Source organism: Pseudocitrobacter sp. 2023LY-00077 (assembly GCF_055796175.1).
The window spans coordinates 1-20429 of record NZ_JBSPEI010000003.1 but is presented as its reverse complement, the minus strand read 5'-3'; the positions used below and the strand labels follow the sequence as shown (position 1 = coordinate 20429).

The following is a 20429-nucleotide window of genomic DNA, read 5'->3' as shown; positions in this document are numbered from 1 at the left end:
GCGTCACAAATTTTTAATGTGATTATTACTCTCAAGCTAATGATTCCTTCCTAAGCTTAATTGATGACTTTCTCACCAGGGTTCAGACTCTTCTTAGTGTTAAGCAAATCAAAATGATTCGCTGAATCAGGAGGTTAATAATGTTATCTGGGCAAACACCCGCACGGGTATGGAACACGCGACGCACTGAGAAACAGCGCCGCCTGGCGTCTGTACCGGTGCAGGGCAAGGTGCTACCGACGGCAGACCTTGTCGCAATGCTGGAAAAACTGATCGCCCCGGGCGACAGAGTGGTATTAGAAGGGAATAACCAAAAACAGGCAGATTTCCTGTCTCGTTCCCTTGCTGAAGTGAACCCGCAGATTGTTCACGACCTGCATATGATCATGCCAAGCGTCGGTCGCAGTGAACACCTCGACATTTTCGAGAAAGGCATCGCCCACAAGCTGGACTTCTCTTTCTCCGGTACGCAGAGCCTGCGTATTTCGCAACTGCTGGAAGATGGCTTGCTGGAAATCGGGGCGATTCACACCTACATCGAACTCTACTCCCGCCTCTATGTTGACCTGGCCCCGAACGTGGCGCTGATTGCCGGTTTTAAAGCCGACAGCAAAGGCAACCTTTACACCGGCGCCAGTACTGAAGATACGCCAGCGCTGGTTGAAGCAGCCGCCTTCCACGACGGTATCGTCATCGCTCAGGTGAACGAACTGGTGGACGATGAATGCGACCTGCCGCGCGTGGATATTCCCGGCTCGTGGATTGATTTCGTGGTCGTTGCGGACAAACCGTTCTTTATCGAACCGCTGTTTACCCGCGACCCGCGTCTGATTAAACAAGAACACATCCTGATGGCGATGATGGCGATTAAAGGCATCTACGCAGAGCATCAGGTGCAGTCACTCAATCACGGTATCGGATTTAACACCGCCGCAATTGAACTGCTGCTGCCAACCTACGGCGAACAGCTCGGCCTGAAAGGCAAAATCTGTAAACACTGGACGCTTAACCCGCATCCGACGCTGATCCCGGCGATTGAGAGCGGTTGGGTGGAAAGCGTGCACTGCTTCGGTGGCGAACTGGGGATGGAAGAGTACATCCGCGCCCGTCCTGATGTGTTCTTTACCGGTGCCGACGGTTCAATGCGTTCTAACCGCGCGTTCTGCCAGTTAGCAGGTCAGTACGCGGTGGATATGTTTATCGGTTCAACGTTACAGGTTGATGGCCTCGCCAACTCCTCGACCGTAACCCGTGGTCGTCTCTCCGGTTTCGGTGGTGCGCCAAACATGGGCCATGACCCGCACGGTCGTCGTCATGCAACGCCTGCCTGGCTGAACATGATCACTGAACCAGACCCGATGCAGCGCGGTAAAAAACTCGTCGTCCAGATGGTGGAAACCTTCCAGGCCGGCGTGAAACCCACCTTCGTCGAAACGCTGGATGCCGTTGAAGTGGCGAAATCCTCCGGGATGCCGCTGGCGCCGGTCATGATTTACGGCGATGACGTGACCCACGTGCTGACCGAAGAGGGTATCGCTTACCTCTACCGTGCGGAAAGCCTGGAAGAGCGTCGCGCGATGGTCGCTGCCGTTGCCGGTATTACCGATATTGGCCTTGGCGTAGACGCCAAACGCGTCGCTGAGCTGCGTAAGAGCGGCAAAGTGGTTTATCCGGAAGATATGGGCATTCGCCGTACCGACGCCACCCGTTCCCTGCTGGCTGCCAGCAGCGTGTCCGACCTGGTGGAATGGTCCGGTGGTTTGTACAACCCACCTGCGAAATTCCGGAGCTGGTAATGAAACTTCTGCCACAGATTCAGGTTGAAGGCGGTGCCGAATGGCTGGCGCGAACCGCCACGCAATGTCTTGTCGACGAAGCACGTTTAAGCCCGAAACCCGGTCTGGTGGACAGCCGGGGCAGCGGGGCGCATCACGACCTGACGCTGGCGCTGATGGAGCGTTCCGCCCACAGCCTGACCCCAACGTTTCATGCCCTGGCGCAGCAAAGCTGGCAGCGTCCGGCGGATGTTGCGCTCAGACAAACCATTGGGCGACTGGGACGCGAAGGCGAGCAACAGATGATGGCCGCCACTGACGGCGTGAATACCCACCGTGGCGCGATTTGGGCGCTGGGCCTGCTTGTCAGCGCGGTGGCGATGCTCGGCGGTGCCGGTACAGCGAAAGCCATCAGCACCACGGCGGCGAAACTGGCAATGTTGCCGGATGCCGTCGCACCGAAAGTGTTCAGCAAAGGGCTTCGCGCCACGCACCGTTACCGCGTGCCAGGGGCGAGGGAAGAAGCTCAACAGGCTTTCCCGCATGTCATGCAGCGCGCTCTACCGCAGCTTCGCTTAAGCCGCCTGAACGGCAGCAGCGAAACGCACGCCAGACTGGATGCGCTGATGGCGATTATGACCTCGCTCAGCGACACCTGCGTGCTCTCGCGCAGCGGAATGCACGGTCTTGAAACCATGCAAAACGGCGCGCGCGCTGTCCTGCTGGCTGGCGGTACCGCACAGCCGGAAGGCCGCGAGGCGCTGGCAACGCTGGATGCACAAATGCTGGCGCTCAACGCGTCACCGGGCGGCGCTGCCGACCTGCTGGCCGCCACGCTGTTTCTCGACCGTATTGACGCGTCTTCCGCGCCTTATTTACCGAATTAAGAGGATGTTATGGAACACATTACGATCTCTTTGCCTGCCAGCCGCACTGTAAGCGGCAAAGCACTGGCAGGCGTTGTGGGCTCCGGGGATATGGAGGTGTTATTCACCGCCGACCAGGAGAAAACCCTGACGATTGATATCACCACCTCGGTGGACAACAGCCGCGCCCGCTGGGAAGCGCTGTTTAACCGCCTGAGCCTTGTGAGCGAACTGCCTTCCGGCAAGCTGGTGATCCACGATTTTGGTGCAACCCCGGGCGTGGCTCGCATTCGTATCGAACAGGTCTTTGAGGAGGTGAGCTATGCGTGATGACCGCAGTTTTATCGAATTAAAAGCACGTCAGCGTGCGCACGCGCTGCTGGATGACGGCAGCTATCGCGAACTGCTGGACCCGTTTGAAGGCATTGTTTCACCGTGGCTTGGGCCGCAGGGCATCGTGCCGCAGGCCGATGACGGCATGGTTGTCGCCAAAGGCACCATCAACGGTCAACCTGCCGTAGTGGTGGCGATTGAGGGCGCGTTCCAGGGCGGCAGCATGGGCGAAGTTTCCGGCGCGAAAATGGCGGCGGCGCTTGAACTGGCGGCGGAAGATAACCGTAACGGTATCCCGACACAGGCTGTACTTTGCCTCGAAACCGGCGGTGTGCGCTTACAGGAAGCCAACCTCGGCCTGGCGGCGATTGCCGATATCCATGCCGCGATTGTTGATCTGCGCCGTTATACCCCGGTGGTCGGGATTGTCGCCGGTACCGTTGGTTGCTTCGGCGGGATGTCTATCGCGGCCGCGCTGTGCAGCTATCTGATTGTCACCCGCGAAGCGCGTCTCGGCCTGAACGGCCCGCAGGTTATCGAACAGGAAGCCGGGATTGCTGAATATGACTCCCGCGACCGTCCGTTTATCTGGAGCATGACCGGTGGCGAAGTGCGTTATCAAAGCGGTCTGGTCGATGCGCTGGTGGGTGACGGCGTTAACGCGGTGAAAGCGGCGATGAACGACGCGATTGCCAAAGGCGTACCGGCGAAACATCGCACCGATAACTACGACTGGTATCTGGATCGCCTGACGAATTTCGATACCCGCAAACAGGCTGATTCTGAACAGATTAAAGCGCTTTTTGCCCGGGAGGTGAAATGATGAGTAACTCAGTAAGCCGTGGGGCATTGTGGCTGGAAAAACTGGCCCCGAACGCACAACGCGTACAAGGTCTTTGCCCGTCAGTCCAGGCGGCTGATGGCGAAATTAACGGAGAAGCGGTGCGTTTTGTGGCTGTTGTTCCCGATGCCAATAACCATTTCCCGCGCGCGGCGAAAGGCGAAGTGGGCCTGCTCGAAGGCTGGACGCTGGCGAAAGTGGTGAGCGAAACCGTTGCCGCCGATGCCGATAAAGCCGTTAAACGGCCGATCATTGCGGTGATTGATGTGCCGAGCCAGGCCTATGGCCGTCGTGAAGAAGCGTTCGGTATTCACCAGGCGCTGGCCGGTGCTGCCGGGGCGTATGCCAACGCGCGTCTGGCCGGTCACCCGGTGATTGGTTTGATTGTCGGTAAAGCGATGTCCGGCGCGTTTCTGGCGCACGGTTATCAGGCCAACCAACTGATTGCCTTCAACGATTCCGGCGTGTTGATCCACGCGATGGGCAAAGAGTCTGCCGCGCGTATCACCCTGCGTACCGTTGAAGCACTGGAAAAACTGGCGGCGACCATTCCGCCGATGGCGTATGACATCAGCAACTACGCCACGCTTGGCCTGCTGGCGAAACTGCTGGATATCAGCAACCCGGATGCCCCAACCGATAACGATCTGACGCAGGTGAACAGCACACTGCAACAGGCCATCAAAGACGCTCGTCAGGATACCTCGCTGAAAAATCGCCTGGGTTCTGACAACCGCCGCAGTTCGGCGCTCGTACGCGAACGTATGCGCGCCAGCTGGTAAGTAAAAAGAGACCTGCCAGAGTCAACCCCGTGGGCACAGCTGCTGCGCCCACCGGGAGTCTGCACTCTGAAAATAATAACCATCGCGTCAGTGACTTTTCTTTTTAACTACAGGTGATTTATGACTTACGTAATTATTCATGCCCTGGCACCGATTTTCGTGATCATGCTACTGGGATTCTGGGCAGGTAAGGCCAAAATGGTCGATAACAAGAATGTTTCCCTGCTTAATATTTTTGTCATGGATTTCGCACTGCCTGCCGCGCTGTTCAGCGCAACCGTACAAACCCCGTGGGCCGGGATTGTCGCCCAGTCGCCGCTGATTGTGGTGCTGACGCTGGCGATGTGGATTATCTATGCGGCTATCTACTTCCTGGCCGTAAAAGTCTTCAATAAATCGCCGCAGGATGCCGCCGTGCTGACGCTGACCGTCGCACTGCCGAACTATGCCGCGCTTGGCCTGCCGATTCTGGGCAGCGTGCTGGGTGAAACCCCGGCGACCTCGCTTTCTGTTGCGGTCTCTATTGCCTGTGGTTCTGTACTGATGACGCCGTTCTGCCTGCTGATTCTGGAACGTGAAAAAGCGCGTGCCGAAGGCGGCAACAGCGGCAGTTCGCTCTCAATGCTGCCGGTGCTGATGTGGCGTTCACTGAAAAAACCGATCGTCATGGGCCCGCTGCTGGGGGTGATCCTCTCGGCGATTGGCATCAAAATGCCGGAAATGCTGCTGGCGTCGATTAAACCGCTGGGCCTATCGGCAACCGCTGCGGCACTGTTCCTGACCGGGGTGATCCTCTCTGCGCGTAAACTGCAAATCAACACCATGGTTATCAGCGCGACTATCGCCAAGCTGCTGATTCAGCCGTTTATTGCATGGGGTATCGTGCTGGCGTTCGGCCTGCATGGTTCTGTCGCCATCACCGCTATTCTGATGATTGCGCTCTCTGCCGGTTTCTTCGGCGTGGTATTCGGTAACCGTTTCGGCGTGCAATCGCCGGATGCGGAAGCGGTGCTGCTGCTGAGCTCGGTTCTGTGTATCCTGTCGCTGCCGCTGTTTATCTCGCTGACTTCAGGAATCTAAGTTATGACCACGACATTACGCCCGCACGACCTTATCTGGCTCAATTCCCGCGATGCGCTGGAATCGGTAACAGAAGATTGGGTAGACGGTATCTGGCATACCGGTCTGCCGGTGGTGGTGCGGCGTGATGTCGATGCGCAGGGGCGCATCCCGGTTGGGGTGCGCGGAATGAAGCGCGACCAGCGTGCGGCTGGCTGGGCGAACCCGGATGCTGTGGTTCGCGTGTGCTCGCCTGAATCGCTGGTCAATCCCCTCGAATTACTCCGTTCTCCGTTTGTCTCACAGCCTCCCGTACAACTGGCGTTAATGCTGGCCCAGCAACGCTGGCCGTGGACGTGGGGCGTCACCGGCAGCACCGGTTATGCACTGGCAACGGGGATCCCGGTGATCCACGCTGAAAGCGATCTGGATTTGTTGATCCGCGCGCCTGAACCGTTAACGCGCGAGGCACTGCAACGCTGGCAGCAGCAACTGACGGGCGCGCTGTGTCGCGCTGATACCCAGGTGGAAACGCCGGAAGGCGCGTTTGCGCTGGCGGAGTGGCTGCGCGATGGCAAAGCGTTGCTAAAAACCAGCCAGGGGCCGCGACTGGTTCGCTCCCCCTGGAGCAGGGAGGAATAATGAAAATTCTGTTTACCTTTCCCGGTCAGGGCACGCAACACCCCGACATGCTGCAAAACCTGCCCGGTGATGAACTGACGCAGGCCCGCGAGGTGCTGGGCGACGAGGCACTGACGCTGGATACGCCAGAAGCGCTGAAACATACGCGCGCGGTGCAGTTGTCGCTGCTGATTGCGGGGGTTGCCTGGGCGCGGGAACTGGAGCGGCGAGGTGTGCCGCCGGATATCGTCAGCGGTTTGTCGATTGGCGCGTATCCTGCCGCCGTGGTGGCAGGGGCGCTCGATTTCCGCGATGCGCTGAAGCTGGTGGCGCTGCGTGGCGATCTGATGGAGCAGGCGTATCCGCACGGTTACGGGTTAACGGCGATTATGGGGCTCACCCTGAACCAGGTTGAGCCGCTGCTGGAAGGTACGGGAACGTACATCGCCAATCTGAATGCGGAAACCCAGACGGTGATTGCCGGGCCGGACGACGGCATGGCCATCGTGGCAAAACGCGCGATGGAGAAAGGCGCGACGAAAGCGCCGAGACTGGCGGTGAGCGTACCGTCGCACTGTGAACTGCTGGCGCAACCGGCGCAGAAGCTGGTGCAGGCATTTAACGGCGTGACGCTGACGCGTCCGCGTTATGCGTATCTGAGCGGCAGTACCGGGCGCGTGTTGTGGCAACCGGAACGCATCGCCGATGATTTAGCGATGAATATGGCGCGCACTGTGCGCTGGCAGGAGGCGGTGATTTCCGCCAACGAACGCGAAGCGCGGCTGGCGATTGAGATGCCGCCGGGCGGCATTTTGACCTGTTTAACGCGTCAGGCGGCGTGGGAAGGCGAGTCGATTTCGCTGGAGCGTAGCGGCGTGGATGTTGCGGTGCATCTGGCGCAGCGGCTGCGGTGAGTTGCCCGGTGGCGCTGCGCTTACCGGGCCTACAGGGCGATAACGTCTGTAGGCCGCCGCCATCCGGCGACGGCTCAGGCGTTCTCTTCCAGGCTCCGCGCGTACATACGTCCTTCGGCGGCGAGCGCGCGGAGGTTCGGGTCCTGCTCGCGGTTGCGGCTGAACACAATCGCGATGAGCTGCTGCATCTGGTACGGCTGCGACAGCTTCAGCAACTGCACCGAACTTTCATACACCTTCTTCATCCGCCCTGGCATCAGGGTAAAACCCACGCCTGCCTGCACTAAGCTCAGCATCGAGAAAATATCATTCACCCTTGTCACGATCTCTGGTTCAAACCCGGCGATGTGAAACGCTTCCTGAAACCCCGCGTAGGTGGCAAACCCTTCCGCCAGCGAGACAAATTTCTGGTCACGATAATCGCGCAGGTCGGCAAGGGAATCGGTATTCAGCGAGGCTGACGCAGGCGCAGCGAGGAAGATGTCGTCGTGGAACAGTGGCAGCACTTCCATGTTGTTGCGGTCGATATCGCTCTCAGAGATAGAGATGATGATCGCGTCCAGCGTGCCGTCTTCCAGCATATGCAGCAGGGTATCGTTGGAGCCCATGGTGAGGTCAAGCTCCAGATCCGGACGCCGCAGCTTCATACCCATAATCAGGCGCGGTACGGTTTCCAGCGTCAATGAATAGAGCGTGCCGACGCGCAGACGCCCCTGACCGACACCCGCCGTTTTACGCGCTTCTTCCAGACCGCGCGCCATCAGTTGAGTGACTTCCTGACAATACTCCAGCAGCGTCCAGGCCGCCGGAAGTGCCACCAGGTTGCGGCCTTTATGGATGAACAGCGGACAACGGACATTCTCTTCCAGCGTGTGCAGCGCGCGATGCACGCTCACGCCGCTGAGTTCCAGCGCCTCGGCGGTACGGGCGATGTTGCCCTTCTCCATGAAGGTCATGAAGATTGCCAGTTTACGGAACGTGATGTCGTTAGTCGTTACCGGGTTCATGGTGTATCGCCTTTATTCGCTTTGCAGCATGGCTTCCAGTTGTTCCTGCGCATCCAGCCAGGCCATCTCTGCGTCTTCCAGCCCCGCTTTTGCCTGCGCCTGCTGTTGCAGGCATTCGGTCAATTCCGCTTTGCGGCTCTGATCGTAAAGTTCGCTGTCGCCCAGTTTTTCTTCGGCGCTGGCGAGCTTCGCATTGAGCTTCTCCATCTCTTTTTCCAGACGGGTAATCTCTTTGCGCAGCGGCTGCGTGAGCGTGCGTAATTCTGCTTCACGACGCTTCTGATCTTTACGCGCCTGAGCGCTGTTGATGTTATCTTTCGGGGCGTCGTCCGCCTGCGCTTCCTGTTTCTGCGAATCGCTCAGCCACTTTTGATAATCCTCCAGATCGCCATCGAACGGTTCAACTTTGCCATCGTGAACCAGATAGAGGTCATCGGTGGTGGAGCGCAGCAGATGACGGTCGTGCGAGACGACAACCAGTGCCCCTTCAAACTCAATGAGCGCTTCGGTCAGCGCCTGACGCATGTCGAGGTCAAGGTGGTTGGTCGGTTCATCGAGCAGCAGCAGGTTCGGGCGCTGCCAGACGATTAACGCCAGCACCAGACGCGCTTTTTCACCGCCGGAGAAACGCCCGGTTGGCTCGCTGACTTTATCGCCCTGGAAACCGAAACCGCCGAGGTAGTCACGCAGCTTCTGTTCTAATTCCTGCGGCGCTAAGCGCGCGAGATGCTGAATGGGTGACTCATCGGCACGCAGGAACTCCAGCTGATGCTGAGCGAAGTAGCCGAGCTTGATGCCTTTGGCCAGGCCAATCTCGCCGCTTATCGGGTTGAGTTCCCCGGCCAGCATTTTAATCAGCGTCGATTTACCTGCGCCGTTGCGCCCCAGCAGGCCGATGCGTGAGCCGGGTACCAGATTCAGTTTAATCGAGTCGAGAATAATGCGCTCACCGTAGCCTGCGCTGACTTTCTCCATTTTGAGGAGCGGGCTTGGCAGGCTTTCCGGCGCGCGGAAGCTGAAGTGGAACGGGTTATCGACGTGCGCCGGGGCGATAAGCTCCATACGTTCCAGCATTTTCACGCGGCTCTGCGCCTGTTTGGCTTTGCTGGCTTTGGCTTTAAAGCGGTCGATAAAGCTTTGCAGGTGCGCCACGCGCTGCTGCTGGCTTTCGTAGGTAGCCTGCTGCTGGGCCAGACGCGTCGCGCGCTGACGTTCGAAAGAGCTGTAGTTGCCGGTGTACTCGAACATCGCCTGCTGTTCGATATGAATAATTTTATCAACGATCGGATCGAGGAAGTCGCGGTCGTGCGAAATCAGGATCAGCGTGCCCTGATAGCTCTTCAGCCATTTTTCCAGCCAGATAACCGCGTCGAGATCGAGGTGGTTGGTCGGTTCATCAAGCAGCAGTAAATCGGAGCGGCAAATCAGCGCCTGCGCCAGGTTTAAACGCATCCGCCAGCCACCGGAGAAATCGCTCACCGAACGTTCAAGCTGCTCGTTACTGAAGCCCAAACCGTGCAGCAGGCTGGAGGCACGCGAGCGGATAGTCCACGCGTCGATGGCGTCCAGTTTGCCATGAACGGTGGCGATGGCGTGGCCGTCATTGCGTTCGTTGGCTGCGTTCAGTTGCGCTTCAAGCTGGCGATATTCGCGATCGCCGTCGATAACATACTCCAGCGCAGGCTCCGCCAGGGCTGGCGTTTCCTGATTCACCCAGGCCAGTTGCCAGTTGCCGGGGAAGGTAAAGCTACCGCCATCGGCGCTTAACTCGTTCTTCAATAACGCCAGCAGCGTGGATTTGCCGCAGCCGTTTTTCCCCACCAGGCCGACTTTCTGCCCTGGGTTAATGGTGGCTGTTGCGTTGTCCAGCAGGACGCGCACGCCGCGTCGAATTTGTAACGAGGAGAAAACAATCATAAGGCGCCGTATGTTCTGGGTATGTTAAATTGTCATTGTGATAATGTAATGTGGTGAGCGAATCGCCACACCGGGCCGCAATGGTAGCCCAAAATGATGACGATACACAAAATCATTCCTGCTGCGCGTGCGCCCGGAAATGATAAACGGAGGGGAATGATGTCGCAGACGCCGAAAGTATTGCTGCTGTATGCCCATCCGGAATCACAGGACTCGGTGGCGAACCGGGTTTTGCTCAAGCCTGCCACGCAGCTGAGCAACGTGACCGTGCATGACTTGTACGCAAACTATCCTGATTTTTTTATTGATATCCCGCGTGAACAGGCGCTGCTGCGCGAGCACGAGGTGATTGTGTTTCAACATCCGCTTTATACCTACAGTTGCCCGGCATTGCTGAAAGAGTGGCTGGATCGCGTGTTAAGCCGTGGTTTTGCCAGCGGGGTGGGGGGCAACCAACTGGCGGGAAAGTACTGGCGTAGCGTCATTACCACTGGCGAGCCAGAAAGTGCTTACCGTTATGACGCGCTGAACCGCTATCCCATGAGCGATATTTTACGTCCCTTTGAGCTGACGGCGGCGATGTGCCGCATGCACTGGATGAACCCGATGATTATCTACTGGGCGCGCCGTCAATCGCCGGAAGAGCTTGCAAGTCACGCGAAAGCGTACGGTGAGTGGCTGGCCTCGCCGATTGCGCCGGGAGGCCGCTGATGGAAGGTTCCGATTTGTTACTGGCCGGCGTGCTGTTTCTGTTTGCCGCCGTAGTGGCGGTGCCGCTTGCCGCTCGTTTGGGCATTGGCGCGGTGCTGGGTTACCTGCTGGCGGGGATTGCTATTGGCCCGTGGGGGCTGGGATTTATCAGCGACGTTGATGAGATACTTCATTTTTCTGAGCTGGGCGTCGTCTTTCTGATGTTCATCATTGGGCTTGAATTGAATCCGGCCAAGCTCTGGCAACTGCGGCGACCTATTTTCGGTATCGGCGCGGCACAGGTTATTTTCAGCGCGCTTATTCTCGGCGGCCTGTTGATGCTGACCGATTTTTCCTGGCAGACGGCGGTAATTGGCGGGATTGGCCTGGCGATGTCATCGACGGCGATGGCGCTGCAATTAATGCGCGAGAAGGGCATGAACCGCAGCGAATCGGGGCAGCTTGGCTTTTCGGTACTACTGTTTCAGGATTTAGCTGTCATCCCCGCGTTAGCGCTGGTGCCGCTGCTGGCGGGGGCTGGCGACGATCACGTTGACTGGATGGCTGTCGGCATGAAGGTGCTGGTATTTGGTGGCGTGTTGATTGGCGGGCGCTACCTGCTGCGTCCGGTGTTCCGTTTTATCGCCGCCTCCGGCGTGCGCGAGGTGTTTACGGCGGCGACGCTGCTGCTGGTGTTGGGTTCCGCGCTGTTTATGGATGCGCTGGGGCTTTCAATGGCGCTCGGGACATTTATCGCCGGGGTGCTGCTGGCGGAAAGTGAATACCGTCACGAACTGGAAACGGCTATCGAGCCCTTTAAGGGGCTGTTGCTGGGGCTGTTCTTTATTTCCGTCGGCATGGCGCTGAATCTTGGCGTGCTCTACACCCATATTCTGTGGGTGGTGGGCAGCGTGGTGGTGCTGGTGGCGGTGAAAACGCTGGTGCTGTATGTGCTGGCGCGGCTGCATGGCCTGCGTAGTTCCGAGCGGATGCAGTTCGCTGGCGTGCTCAGCCAGGGCGGTGAGTTTGCGTTTGTGCTCTTTTCCGCCGCATCGAGCGTGAAGCTCTTTAAAGGCGACCAGATGGCGCTGCTGCTGGTGACCGTAACCCTGTCGATGATGACCACGCCGCTGCTGATGAAAGCAATCGACCGCGTGCTGTCGCGCCGCTTTAACGGCCCGGAAGAGGAAGAGGAAGCGCCGTGGGTGGAAGACGATAAGCCGCAGGTGATTGTGGTTGGCTTTGGCCGTTTTGGTCAGGTGATTGGCCGCTTGCTGATGGCGAACAAGCTGCGTATTACCGTGCTGGAGCGGGATATCAGCGCGGTAAACCTGATGCGTAAATATGGTTATAAGGTTTACTACGGTGATGCGACGCAGGTTGAGTTGCTGCGTTCCGCCGGGGCGGAGCAGGCGCAGTCGATTGTCATCACCTGTAACGATCCGGAAGACACCATGAAGCTGGTGGAAATCTGCCAACAGCACTTTCCGCACCTCAATATTATGGCGCGTGCCCGGGGACGTGTGGAAGCGCACGAACTGCTGCAGGCTGGCGTGTTACAGTTTTCCCGTGAGACCTTTTCCAGCGCGCTGGAACTGGGGCGTAAGGCGCTTATTTCTACGGGGATGCATCCTCATCAGGCACAGCGGGCGCAACTGCACTTCCGTCGGCTCGATATGCGGATGCTGCGCGAGCTGATGCCGGTGCACAGCGATACGCAACAGATTTCGCGCGTGCGGGAAGCGCGACGCGAGCTGGAAGAGATCTTCCAGCGCGAGATGCAACAGGAGCGACGTCAGCTGGATGGCTGGGATGAATTTGAATAAAAGGTGAAGTATGGCGGTACGTAAACGGTTTATCGCGGGCGCGAAATGCCCGGCGTGTCAGGCGCAGGATTCCATGGCCATGTGGCGCGAAAATAATGTTGATATTGTTGAATGCGTTAAGTGTGGTCATCAGATGCGGGAAGCGGATAAAGAAGCCCGCGATCACGTTCGCAAAGATGAGCAAGTGATTGGCATTTTTCATCCCGACTAGCGTTATCGCTCGCCTTTTTTTAAGCTAAGGGGTACACGAGTGCAGAATTCCGCTACAATCTGCGCCACTATTCTTCCCTTGCTCAGGAGATATCATGAAAGTAGCAAAAGACCTGGTGGTCAGCCTGGCCTATCAGGTACGTACAGAAGACGGTGTGTTGGTTGATGAGTCTCCGGTAAGTGCGCCGCTGGACTACCTGCATGGTCACGGTTCCCTGATCTCTGGCCTGGAAACAGCGCTGGATGGTCACGAAGTTGGCGATAAATTCGATGTGGCTGTGGGCGCGAACGACGCTTACGGTCAGTATGACGAAAACCTGGTGCAGCGCGTTCCTAAAGACGTGTTCATGGGCGTTGACGAACTGCAGGTTGGCATGCGCTTCCTGGCAGAAACTGACCAGGGCCCGGTTCCGGTTGAAATCACCGAAGTCGAAGACGATCACGTTGTGGTTGATGGTAACCACATGCTGGCGGGTCAGAATCTGAAATTTAACGTGGAAGTTGTGGCTATCCGTGAAGCAACCGAAGAAGAACTGGCTCATGGCCACGTTCACGGTGCGAACGGTCACGACCACGATCACGATCATGACCACGATGGTTGCTGCGGCGGCCACGGTCACGACCATGGTCACGAACACGGTAAAGGCGGTTGTGGTAACGGCGGTTGCGGTTGCCATTAATTTAGCCTTCGCCGGACAAGGGGCTTGCGCCGCTATCCGGCAACAAAAAAGCGGGAATAATCCCGCTTTTTTTACGTCTCAATAATGAGGCGGTGGCGTCTCTTCTGACTGGGACGCGACATTAGACGGTTGACTGGCTTTCAGTTTTTCCGTCAGCAGACGGAGATGATCACGCAGTTTGGCCATTTCTAACTCATGTGCGGTGACCGTTTGGTTAAGATCTTCAATGGTGATCTCCTGAAACGCCAGGCGGCTTTCAAGTTCTTCCATCCGCGCTTCAATACTCATTTCTTGCATCATTAACCTCTTAGCTGTGAGTTCCGGCGTGCTTCCCGGTGCCGCGGATTCTACTTAACTTTCGGCCCCCACGCAGCATTCCTTCGTCAATGGGGAAACTAATTTAAACAAAAATAGTCTGAAAAGTGTCGAGAATCAGGAGCGTTCGTATGTAGATTTGTTCTGCAAGGCTATATAGTACGCTTCTCACTTAGTAAATCTTGGGGCGAGAGGCCCCGGCCCTGGAGAGATGGATGAAATCACTGTTTAAAGTAACGCTTCTGGCAACCACGATGGCCGTTGCACTGAATGCGCCGCTGGCGTTTGCCGCTGACTCTGCGAAAACCGCAGCAGCCGCAGAAAGCAAATCCGCTTTCAAAAACGACGACCAGAAATCCGCCTATGCACTGGGTGCATCGCTGGGTCGTTACATGGAAAACTCCCTGAAAGAACAGGAAAAACTGGGCATCAAACTGGATAAAGATCAGCTGATCGCCGGTGTTCAGGACGCGTTTGCTGATAAGAGCAAACTGTCCGATCAGGAAATCGAGCAAACCCTGCAGGCTTTCGAAGCGCGCGTGAAGTCTTCCGCTCAGGCGAAGATGGAGAAAGACGCCGCGGATAACGAAGCGAAAGGTAAAGAGTACCGCGCGAAATTCGCCAAAGAGAAAGATGTGAAAACCTCTTCAACTGGCCTGCTGTACAAAGTAGAGAAAGCGGGTACCGGTAGCGCGCCGACCGATAGCGACACTGTGGTAGTAAACTACAAAGGTACGCTGATCGACGGTAAAGAGTTCGATAACTCTTACACTCGTGGCGAGCCGCTCTCCTTCCGTCTTGATGGCGTGATCCCAGGCTGGACTGAAGGCCTGAAAAACATCAAAAAAGGCGGCAAAATCAAGCTGGTTATCCCGCCGGATCTGGCTTACGGTAAAACCGGCGTTCCGGGTATTCCGGCTAACTCCACCCTGGTCTTCGACGTTGAACTGTTAGACGTTAAGCCAGCACCAAAAGCGGACGCGAAAGCTGACGCTGCGCCAGCTGAGAAAGCTGCAACCGCAGACAAAAAATAAGAGTCTGATAGCCGCCGCCCATTGGGCGGCGGCTTTTTATTACCTGCCTGATATAATTAATGCTGGAAAGCGCCAGGTGCGCGTATTACTTTAGATCCCCCTATTAGTGATGAGCCTGCCCTGACAACATAACGACAGGCTCCTGAAAAGGAGTGCTTTTTTACATGTCCAGGTCGCTTTTAACCAACGAAACCAGTGAACTTGATTTACTGGATCAACGTCCTTTCGATAAAACCGATTTCGAGATCCTGAAGTCCTACGAAGCGGTCGTGGACGGGTTAGCGATGCTCATTGGTTCCCATTGTGAAATTGTGCTGCATTCTTTGCAGGACCTGAAGTGCTCGGCTATTCGAATCGCTAACGGTGAACATACCGGACGGAAAATCGGCTCGCCGATTACCGACCTGGCCCTGCGCATGCTGCACGATATGACCGGCGCAGATAGCAGTGTTTCCAAATGCTATTTTACTCGTGCCAAAAGTGGCGTGCTGATGAAGTCCGTGACCATCGCGATCCGCAATCGCGAACAACGCGTCATTGGGCTGCTGTGCATCAACATGAACCTTGATGTGCCTTTCTCACAAATCATGAACACCTTTATTCCGCCGGAAACGCCGGAAGTGAACTCGCAGGTTAACTTTGCCTCTTCAGTTGAAGACCTGGTGACCCAGACGCTGGAGTTCACGATCGAAGAGGTGAATGCCGATCGCAACGTTTCCAATAACGCTAAAAACCGCCAGATCGTGCTTAATCTTTACGAGAAAGGAATCTTCGATATCAAGGATGCGATTAATCAGGTGGCCGACCGCCTGAACATCTCCAAACACACGGTGTATCTCTACATTCGCCAGTTCAAAAGCGGCGACTTTGTGGGGCAAGATAAGTAATGCGTTTTGCCATCATGGTGACCGGCCCGGCCTACGGGACGCAACACGCCAGCAGCGCGCTGCAGTTTGCACAGGCGGTGCTGAGTGAAGGTCACGAGCTTGCCTGTGTGTTCTTTTATCGCGAGGGCGTCTATAACGCCAATCAGCTTACTGCGCCTGCCAGCGATGAGTTCGACGTGGTGCGTGGCTGGCAGCGGCTGCATGATGAACAGGGCGTCGAGCTGCATATTTGCGTGGCGGCGGCGCTACGTCGTGGTGTGACGGACGAGACCGAAGCGAAAAATCTGTCACTGCCAGCTTTTAATCTTCAGCCGGGGTTTTCCCTGAGCGGGTTGGGTGCGCTGGCGCAAGCCGCGTTGACCTGCGATCGCATGGTGCAGTTCTGATGAAACGTGTCGCTTTTGTTTTTTCGACGGCGCCGCACGGGAGCGCCTCCGGGCGTGAAGGGCTCGATGCCCTGCTGGCCGCATCCGCATTAAGCGAAGAGCTCGGCGTATTTTTCATCGGCGACGGGGTGTTTCAGCTGTTGAGCGATCAAAAGCCGTCAGCGGTGCTGGCGCGCGATTACATCGCTACCTTTAAGCTGATGTCGCTCTACGATATTGAGAACGTCTGGCTGTGCGCTGCGTCGCTGCGTGAGCGCGGCTTAAGTGCGGCCACGGCCTTTGTCACAGACGTTGAGTTGCTGGAGCCCGATGCGCTTCGTCAGCAGCTTGATGGCTATGATGTGATTCTCCGCTTCTGAGGCCTCTATGCTGCATACCCTAAGTACTTCTCCCTGGCATACGGACATCACCGCGATACTGCGCATGGTGAAAGAGGGGGATGACCTGCTGCTTCGCTCTGATGGCGTTGTGGCCGCAATTGAAGGCAGCCGCTTTCTTGATATTCTCCGTTCCGCCCCCATATCCCTGTTCGTGCTGAATGAAGATGTTGAAGCGCGTGGGCTATGCGGTCAAATTTCGAACAGTGTCGTCAGGGTTGGCTATACTGACTTCGTCAGGCTGGCGGTAAAACATGCGTCTCAGATGGCCTGGTAGATGCCAGGTTGTTGTATATTTCTTGACACCTTTTCGACACCGCCCTAAAATTCTGCGTCCTCATATTATATGAGGCGATTTATTACGTGTTTACGAAGCAAAAGCTAAAACCAGGAGCTATTTAATGGCAACAGTTAACCAGCTGGTTCGCAAACCACGTGCTCGCAAAGTTGCAAAAAGCAACGTGCCTGCACTGGAAGCCTGCCCGCAGAAACGTGGCGTATGTACTCGTGTATATACTACCACTCCTAAAAAACCGAACTCCGCACTGCGTAAAGTTTGCCGTGTTCGTCTGACTAACGGTTTTGAAGTGACCTCCTACATCGGTGGTGAAGGTCATAACCTGCAGGAGCACTCCGTGATCCTGATCCGTGGCGGTCGTGTAAAAGACCTTCCGGGTGTTCGTTACCACACCGTTCGTGGTGCGCTTGACTGCTCCGGCGTTAAAGACCGTAAGCAAGCTCGCTCCAAGTATGGCGTGAAGCGTCCTAAGGCTTAATGGTTCTCCGTTAAGTAAGGCCAAACGTTTTAAATTAATGTCAAACTAAACTCTTTGAGTTTTGGACAATCCTGAATTAACAACGGAGTATTTCCATGCCACGTCGTCGCGTCATTGGTCAGCGTAAAATCCTGCCGGATCCTAAGTTCGGATCAGAACTGCTGGCTAAATTTGTCAACATCCTGATGGTAGATGGTAAAAAATCTACTGCAGAAACTATCGTATACAGCGCGCTGGAGACCCTGGCTCAGCGCTCTGGTAAAAATGAACTGGAAGCTTTCGAAGTAGCTCTCGAAAACGTGCGCCCGACTGTCGAAGTTAAGTCTCGCCGCGTTGGTGGTTCTACTTATCAGGTACCAGTTGAAGTCCGTCCGGTCCGTCGTAATGCTCTGGCAATGCGTTGGATCGTTGAAGCTGCTCGTAAACGCGGTGATAAATCCATGGCTCTGCGCCTGGCGAACGAACTTTCTGATGCTGCAGAAAACAAAGGTACTGCAGTTAAGAAACGTGAAGACGTTCACCGTATGGCAGAAGCCAACAAGGCGTTCGCACACTACCGTTGGTAATCCCTTCGGAGTATTAGTCACCAGGCGGGCGCTTCAGCGAAGCAGCCCGCTTTGGGTTACTTAACTGAACGCCTAAAAAGATAAACGAGGAATCAAATGGCTCGTACAACACCCATCGCACGCTACCGTAACATCGGTATCAGTGCGCACATCGACGCCGGTAAAACCACTACTACCGAACGTATTCTGTTCTACACCGGTGTAAACCACAAAATCGGTGAAGTTCACGACGGCGCGGCAACCATGGACTGGATGGAGCAGGAGCAGGAACGTGGTATTACCATCACTTCCGCAGCGACTACTGCATTCTGGTCTGGTATGGCTAAGCAGTATGAACCGCACCGCGTAAACATCATCGACACCCCGGGGCACGTTGACTTCACAATCGAAGTAGAACGTTCCATGCGTGTTCTCGATGGTGCGGTAATGGTTTACTGCGCAGTTGGTGGTGTTCAGCCACAGTCTGAAACCGTATGGCGTCAGGCTAACAAATATAAAGTTCCACGCATTGCGTTCGTTAACAAAATGGACCGCATGGGTGCAAACTTCCTGAAAGTTGTTGGTCAGATCAAAACCCGTCTGGGCGCGAACCCGGTTCCGCTGCAGCTGGCAATTGGTGCTGAAGAACATTTCACCGGTGTTGTTGACCTGGTGAAAATGAAAGCCATCAACTGGAACGAAGAAGACGCAGGTGTAACCTTCACCTACGAAGATATCCCGGCAGATATGCAGGAACTGGCTGACGAATGGCACCAGAACCTGCTGGAATCCGCTGCGGAAGCTTCTGAAGAGCTGATGGAGAAATACCTGGGTGGTGAAGAACTGACTGAAGCAGAAATCAAAGGTGCTCTGCGTCAGCGCGTTCTGAACAACGAAATCATCCTGGTAACCTGTGGTTCTGCGTTCAAGAACAAAGGTGTTCAGGCGATGCTGGATGCGGTAATTGATTACCTGCCATCCCCAGTAGACGTTCCGGCGATCAACGGTATCCTGGACGACGGTAAAGACACGCCGGCTGAGCGTCACGCAAGTGATGACGAGCCGTTCGCTGCTCTGGCGTTCAAAATCGCTACCGACCCGTTCGTAGGTAACCTGACCTTCTTCCGCGTGTACTCCGGTGTGGTTAACTCTGGTGATACCGTACTGAACTCCGTGAAAGCTGCACGTGAGCGTTTCGGTCGTATCGTTCAGATGCACGCTAACAAACGTGAAGAGATCAAAGAAGTTCGCGCGGGCGATATCGCTGCTGCAATCGGTCTGAAAGACGTAACCACTGGTGACACTCTGTGTGATCAAGATGCGCCGATCATTCTGGAACGTATGGAATTCCCTGAGCCGGTAATCTCCATCGCAGTAGAACCGAAAACCAAAGCTGACCAGGAAAAAATGGGTCTGGCTCTGGGCCGTCTGGCTAAAGAAGACCCGTCATTCCGCGTATGGACTGACGAAGAATCTAACCAGACCATCATCGCTGGTATGGGTGAGCTGCACCTCGACATCATCGTTGACCGTATGAAACGTGAATTCAACGTTGAAGCGAACGTCGGTAAACCGCAGGTTGCTTACCGCGAAGCGATTCGTCAGAAAGTTACCGATGTTGAAGGTAAACACGCTAAACAGTCTGGTGGTCGCGGTCAGTATGGTCACGTCGTTATCGACATGTACCCGCTGGAGCCGGGCTCTAACCCGAAAGGTTACGAGTTCATCAACGACATTAAAGGTGGTGTAATTCCTGGCGAATACATCCCGGCCGTTGATAAAGGCATCCAGGAACAGCTGAAATCTGGTCCGCTGGCTGGTTACCCGGTTGTAGACATGGGTGTTCGTCTGCACTTCGGTTCTTACCACGACGTTGACTCCTCTGAACTGGCGTTTAAACTGGCTGCTTCTATCGCCTTTAAAGAAGGCTTTAAGAAAGCAAAACCTGTTCTGCTTGAGCCGATCATGAAGGTTGAAGTAGAAACTCCGGAAGAGAACACTGGTGATGTTATCGGTGACTTGAGCCGTCGTCGCGGTATGCTGCGCGGTCAGGAATCTGAAGTAACTGGCGTTAAGATCCACGCTGAAGTTCCGCTGTCTGAAATGTTCGGATATGCAACTCAGCTGCGTTCTCTGACCAAAGGTCGTGCATCATACACCATGGAATTCCTGAAGTATGATGATGCGCCGAACAACGTTGCTCAGGCCGTAATCGAAGCCCGTGGTAAATAATCCCCGGGGTTAAAACCTAAGTCCCGTGCTCTCTCCTGAAGGGGAGAGCACTATAGTAAGGAATATAGCCGTGTCTAAAGAAAAATTTGAACGTACAAAACCGCACGTCAACGTTGGTACTATCGGCCACGTCGACCACGGTAAAACTACTCTGACCGCTGCAATCACCACCGTACTGGCTAAAACCTACGGCGGTGCTGCTCGTGCTTTCGACCAGATCGATAACGCACCGGAAGAAAAAGCTCGTGGTATCACCATCAACACTTCCCACGTTGAATATGACACCCCGACTCGCCACTACGCGCACGTAGACTGCCCAGGCCACGCCGACTATGTTAAAAACATGATCACCGGTG

The 20429-nt window shown here is 55.8% G+C and carries 24 protein-coding genes; 21 read left to right on the top strand and 3 right to left on the bottom strand.

Annotated elements, in window-relative coordinates; genetic code table 11:
• Positions 1 to 140 precede the first annotated feature (140 nt).
• From mdcA to mdcH, 8 genes are all read left to right on the top strand, one after another.
• Positions 141 to 1796, top strand: a complete 1656-nt coding sequence (gene mdcA / locus ACWWFX_RS04535) for a malonate decarboxylase subunit alpha (protein ID WP_108476626.1) — start codon at positions 141 to 143, stop codon at positions 1794 to 1796.
• A complete protein-coding gene (locus ACWWFX_RS04530) occupies positions 1796 to 2662 on the top strand; it encodes a triphosphoribosyl-dephospho-CoA synthase (RefSeq protein ID WP_473223311.1) in 867 nt (288 codons plus the stop codon). Before mdcA ends, ACWWFX_RS04530 begins: the two co-directional genes overlap by 1 nt.
• 9 nt (positions 2663 to 2671) lie before the next feature.
• The gene (mdcC, locus tag ACWWFX_RS04525) at positions 2672 to 2971 is read left to right on the top strand and encodes a malonate decarboxylase acyl carrier protein (protein ID WP_276218665.1); all 300 of its coding nucleotides are present in this window, start codon (positions 2672 to 2674) and stop codon (positions 2969 to 2971) included.
• The gene (locus ACWWFX_RS04520; protein ID WP_276218663.1) at positions 2964 to 3797 is read left to right on the top strand and encodes a biotin-independent malonate decarboxylase subunit beta; all 834 of its coding nucleotides are present in this window, start codon (positions 2964 to 2966) and stop codon (positions 3795 to 3797) included. The genes mdcC and ACWWFX_RS04520 overlap by 8 nt, the downstream gene beginning before the upstream one ends.
• Positions 3797 to 4597, top strand: a complete 801-nt coding sequence (gene mdcE / locus ACWWFX_RS04515) for a biotin-independent malonate decarboxylase subunit gamma (protein WP_041686160.1) — start codon at positions 3797 to 3799, stop codon at positions 4595 to 4597. The genes ACWWFX_RS04520 and mdcE overlap by 1 nt, the downstream gene beginning before the upstream one ends.
• Positions 4598 to 4717: 120 nt before the next feature.
• Positions 4718 to 5677: an AEC family transporter gene (locus tag ACWWFX_RS04510; protein WP_276218661.1), complete on the top strand. Its 960-nt coding sequence runs from the start codon at positions 4718 to 4720 to the stop codon at positions 5675 to 5677.
• A gap of 3 nt (positions 5678 to 5680) precedes the next feature.
• Complete coding sequence (locus tag ACWWFX_RS04505; RefSeq protein ID WP_276218659.1) at positions 5681 to 6298, top strand: malonate decarboxylase holo-ACP synthase; 618 nt, start codon at positions 5681 to 5683, stop codon at positions 6296 to 6298.
• The gene (gene mdcH, locus ACWWFX_RS04500) at positions 6298 to 7191 is read left to right on the top strand and encodes a malonate decarboxylase subunit epsilon (protein ID WP_276218657.1); all 894 of its coding nucleotides are present in this window, start codon (positions 6298 to 6300) and stop codon (positions 7189 to 7191) included. The genes ACWWFX_RS04505 and mdcH overlap by 1 nt, the downstream gene beginning before the upstream one ends.
• 74 nt (positions 7192 to 7265) lie before the next feature.
• Here the strand turns inward: mdcH and ACWWFX_RS04495 are convergent, their stop codons facing one another.
• Positions 7266 to 8198, bottom strand: a complete 933-nt coding sequence (locus ACWWFX_RS04495; RefSeq protein WP_015962722.1) for a LysR family transcriptional regulator — start codon at positions 8196 to 8198, stop codon at positions 7266 to 7268.
• Between the two features lie 12 nt (positions 8199 to 8210).
• Entirely contained in the window at positions 8211 to 10115 is a 1905-nt protein-coding gene (locus ACWWFX_RS04490) for an ABC transporter ATP-binding protein (protein WP_473223310.1), read from the bottom strand.
• Between the two features lie 159 nt (positions 10116 to 10274).
• Here ACWWFX_RS04490 and kefG point away from each other — a divergent pair, with 159 nt between their 5' ends.
• The 4 genes from kefG to slyD all read left to right on the top strand — a co-directional run bounded on the left by kefG (position 10275) and on the right by slyD (position 13521).
• Positions 10275 to 10826 (top strand): glutathione-regulated potassium-efflux system ancillary protein KefG, encoded by a 552-nt coding sequence (gene kefG, locus ACWWFX_RS04485; protein ID WP_015962724.1) that lies wholly within the window; start codon positions 10275 to 10277, stop codon positions 10824 to 10826.
• Positions 10826 to 12631, top strand: a complete 1806-nt coding sequence (kefB, locus tag ACWWFX_RS04480) for a glutathione-regulated potassium-efflux system protein KefB (RefSeq protein WP_473223309.1) — start codon at positions 10826 to 10828, stop codon at positions 12629 to 12631. Before kefG ends, kefB begins: the two co-directional genes overlap by 1 nt.
• A 10-nt stretch (positions 12632 to 12641) precedes the next feature.
• Positions 12642 to 12842: a YheV family putative zinc ribbon protein gene (locus tag ACWWFX_RS04475; RefSeq protein ID WP_015962726.1), complete on the top strand. Its 201-nt coding sequence runs from the start codon at positions 12642 to 12644 to the stop codon at positions 12840 to 12842.
• 94 nt (positions 12843 to 12936) lie between these two features.
• Complete coding sequence (slyD, locus tag ACWWFX_RS04470) at positions 12937 to 13521, top strand: peptidylprolyl isomerase (RefSeq protein ID WP_015962727.1); 585 nt, start codon at positions 12937 to 12939, stop codon at positions 13519 to 13521.
• Between the two features lie 78 nt (positions 13522 to 13599).
• Here the strand turns inward: slyD and ACWWFX_RS04465 are convergent, their stop codons facing one another.
• Positions 13600 to 13818, bottom strand: coding sequence for a protein SlyX (locus tag ACWWFX_RS04465; protein WP_276219314.1), 219 nt, complete (start codon positions 13816 to 13818; stop codon positions 13600 to 13602).
• Positions 13819 to 14051: 233 nt separating this feature from the next.
• On the opposite strand from ACWWFX_RS04465, the gene fkpA reads away from it, so the two are divergent.
• The 9 genes from fkpA to ACWWFX_RS04420 form a co-directional block, all read left to right on the top strand.
• Positions 14052 to 14870 carry an FKBP-type peptidyl-prolyl cis-trans isomerase gene (gene fkpA, locus ACWWFX_RS04460; protein ID WP_108476640.1) on the top strand — a complete coding sequence of 273 codons (819 nt, stop codon included), beginning with the start codon at positions 14052 to 14054 and terminating at the stop codon, positions 14868 to 14870.
• A gap of 164 nt (positions 14871 to 15034) precedes the next feature.
• A complete protein-coding gene (locus ACWWFX_RS04455) occupies positions 15035 to 15757 on the top strand; it encodes a helix-turn-helix transcriptional regulator (protein ID WP_015962730.1) in 723 nt (240 codons plus the stop codon).
• Positions 15757 to 16143, top strand: a complete 387-nt coding sequence (gene tusD, locus ACWWFX_RS04450) for a sulfurtransferase complex subunit TusD (protein WP_473223308.1) — start codon at positions 15757 to 15759, stop codon at positions 16141 to 16143. Before ACWWFX_RS04455 ends, tusD begins: the two co-directional genes overlap by 1 nt.
• The gene (gene tusC / locus ACWWFX_RS04445) at positions 16143 to 16502 is read left to right on the top strand and encodes a sulfurtransferase complex subunit TusC (protein ID WP_456146962.1); all 360 of its coding nucleotides are present in this window, start codon (positions 16143 to 16145) and stop codon (positions 16500 to 16502) included. The genes tusD and tusC overlap by 1 nt, the downstream gene beginning before the upstream one ends.
• A 7-nt stretch (positions 16503 to 16509) precedes the next feature.
• Positions 16510 to 16797: a sulfurtransferase complex subunit TusB gene (gene tusB, locus ACWWFX_RS04440; protein WP_473223307.1), complete on the top strand. Its 288-nt coding sequence runs from the start codon at positions 16510 to 16512 to the stop codon at positions 16795 to 16797.
• A 124-nt stretch (positions 16798 to 16921) separates the two neighbouring features.
• Positions 16922 to 17296, top strand: coding sequence for a 30S ribosomal protein S12 (rpsL, locus tag ACWWFX_RS04435; protein ID WP_000246815.1), 375 nt, complete (start codon positions 16922 to 16924; stop codon positions 17294 to 17296).
• 95 nt (positions 17297 to 17391) lie between these two features.
• Entirely contained in the window at positions 17392 to 17862 is a 471-nt protein-coding gene (gene rpsG, locus ACWWFX_RS04430) for a 30S ribosomal protein S7 (RefSeq protein ID WP_003023657.1), read from the top strand.
• 96 nt (positions 17863 to 17958) lie between these two features.
• Positions 17959 to 20073, top strand: coding sequence for an elongation factor G (fusA, locus tag ACWWFX_RS04425; RefSeq protein WP_276218628.1), 2115 nt, complete (start codon positions 17959 to 17961; stop codon positions 20071 to 20073).
• 70 nt (positions 20074 to 20143) lie between these two features.
• The coding region (locus ACWWFX_RS04420) for a GTP-binding protein (RefSeq protein ID WP_000031682.1) at positions 20144 to 20429 on the top strand (286 nt) is incomplete at its 3' end.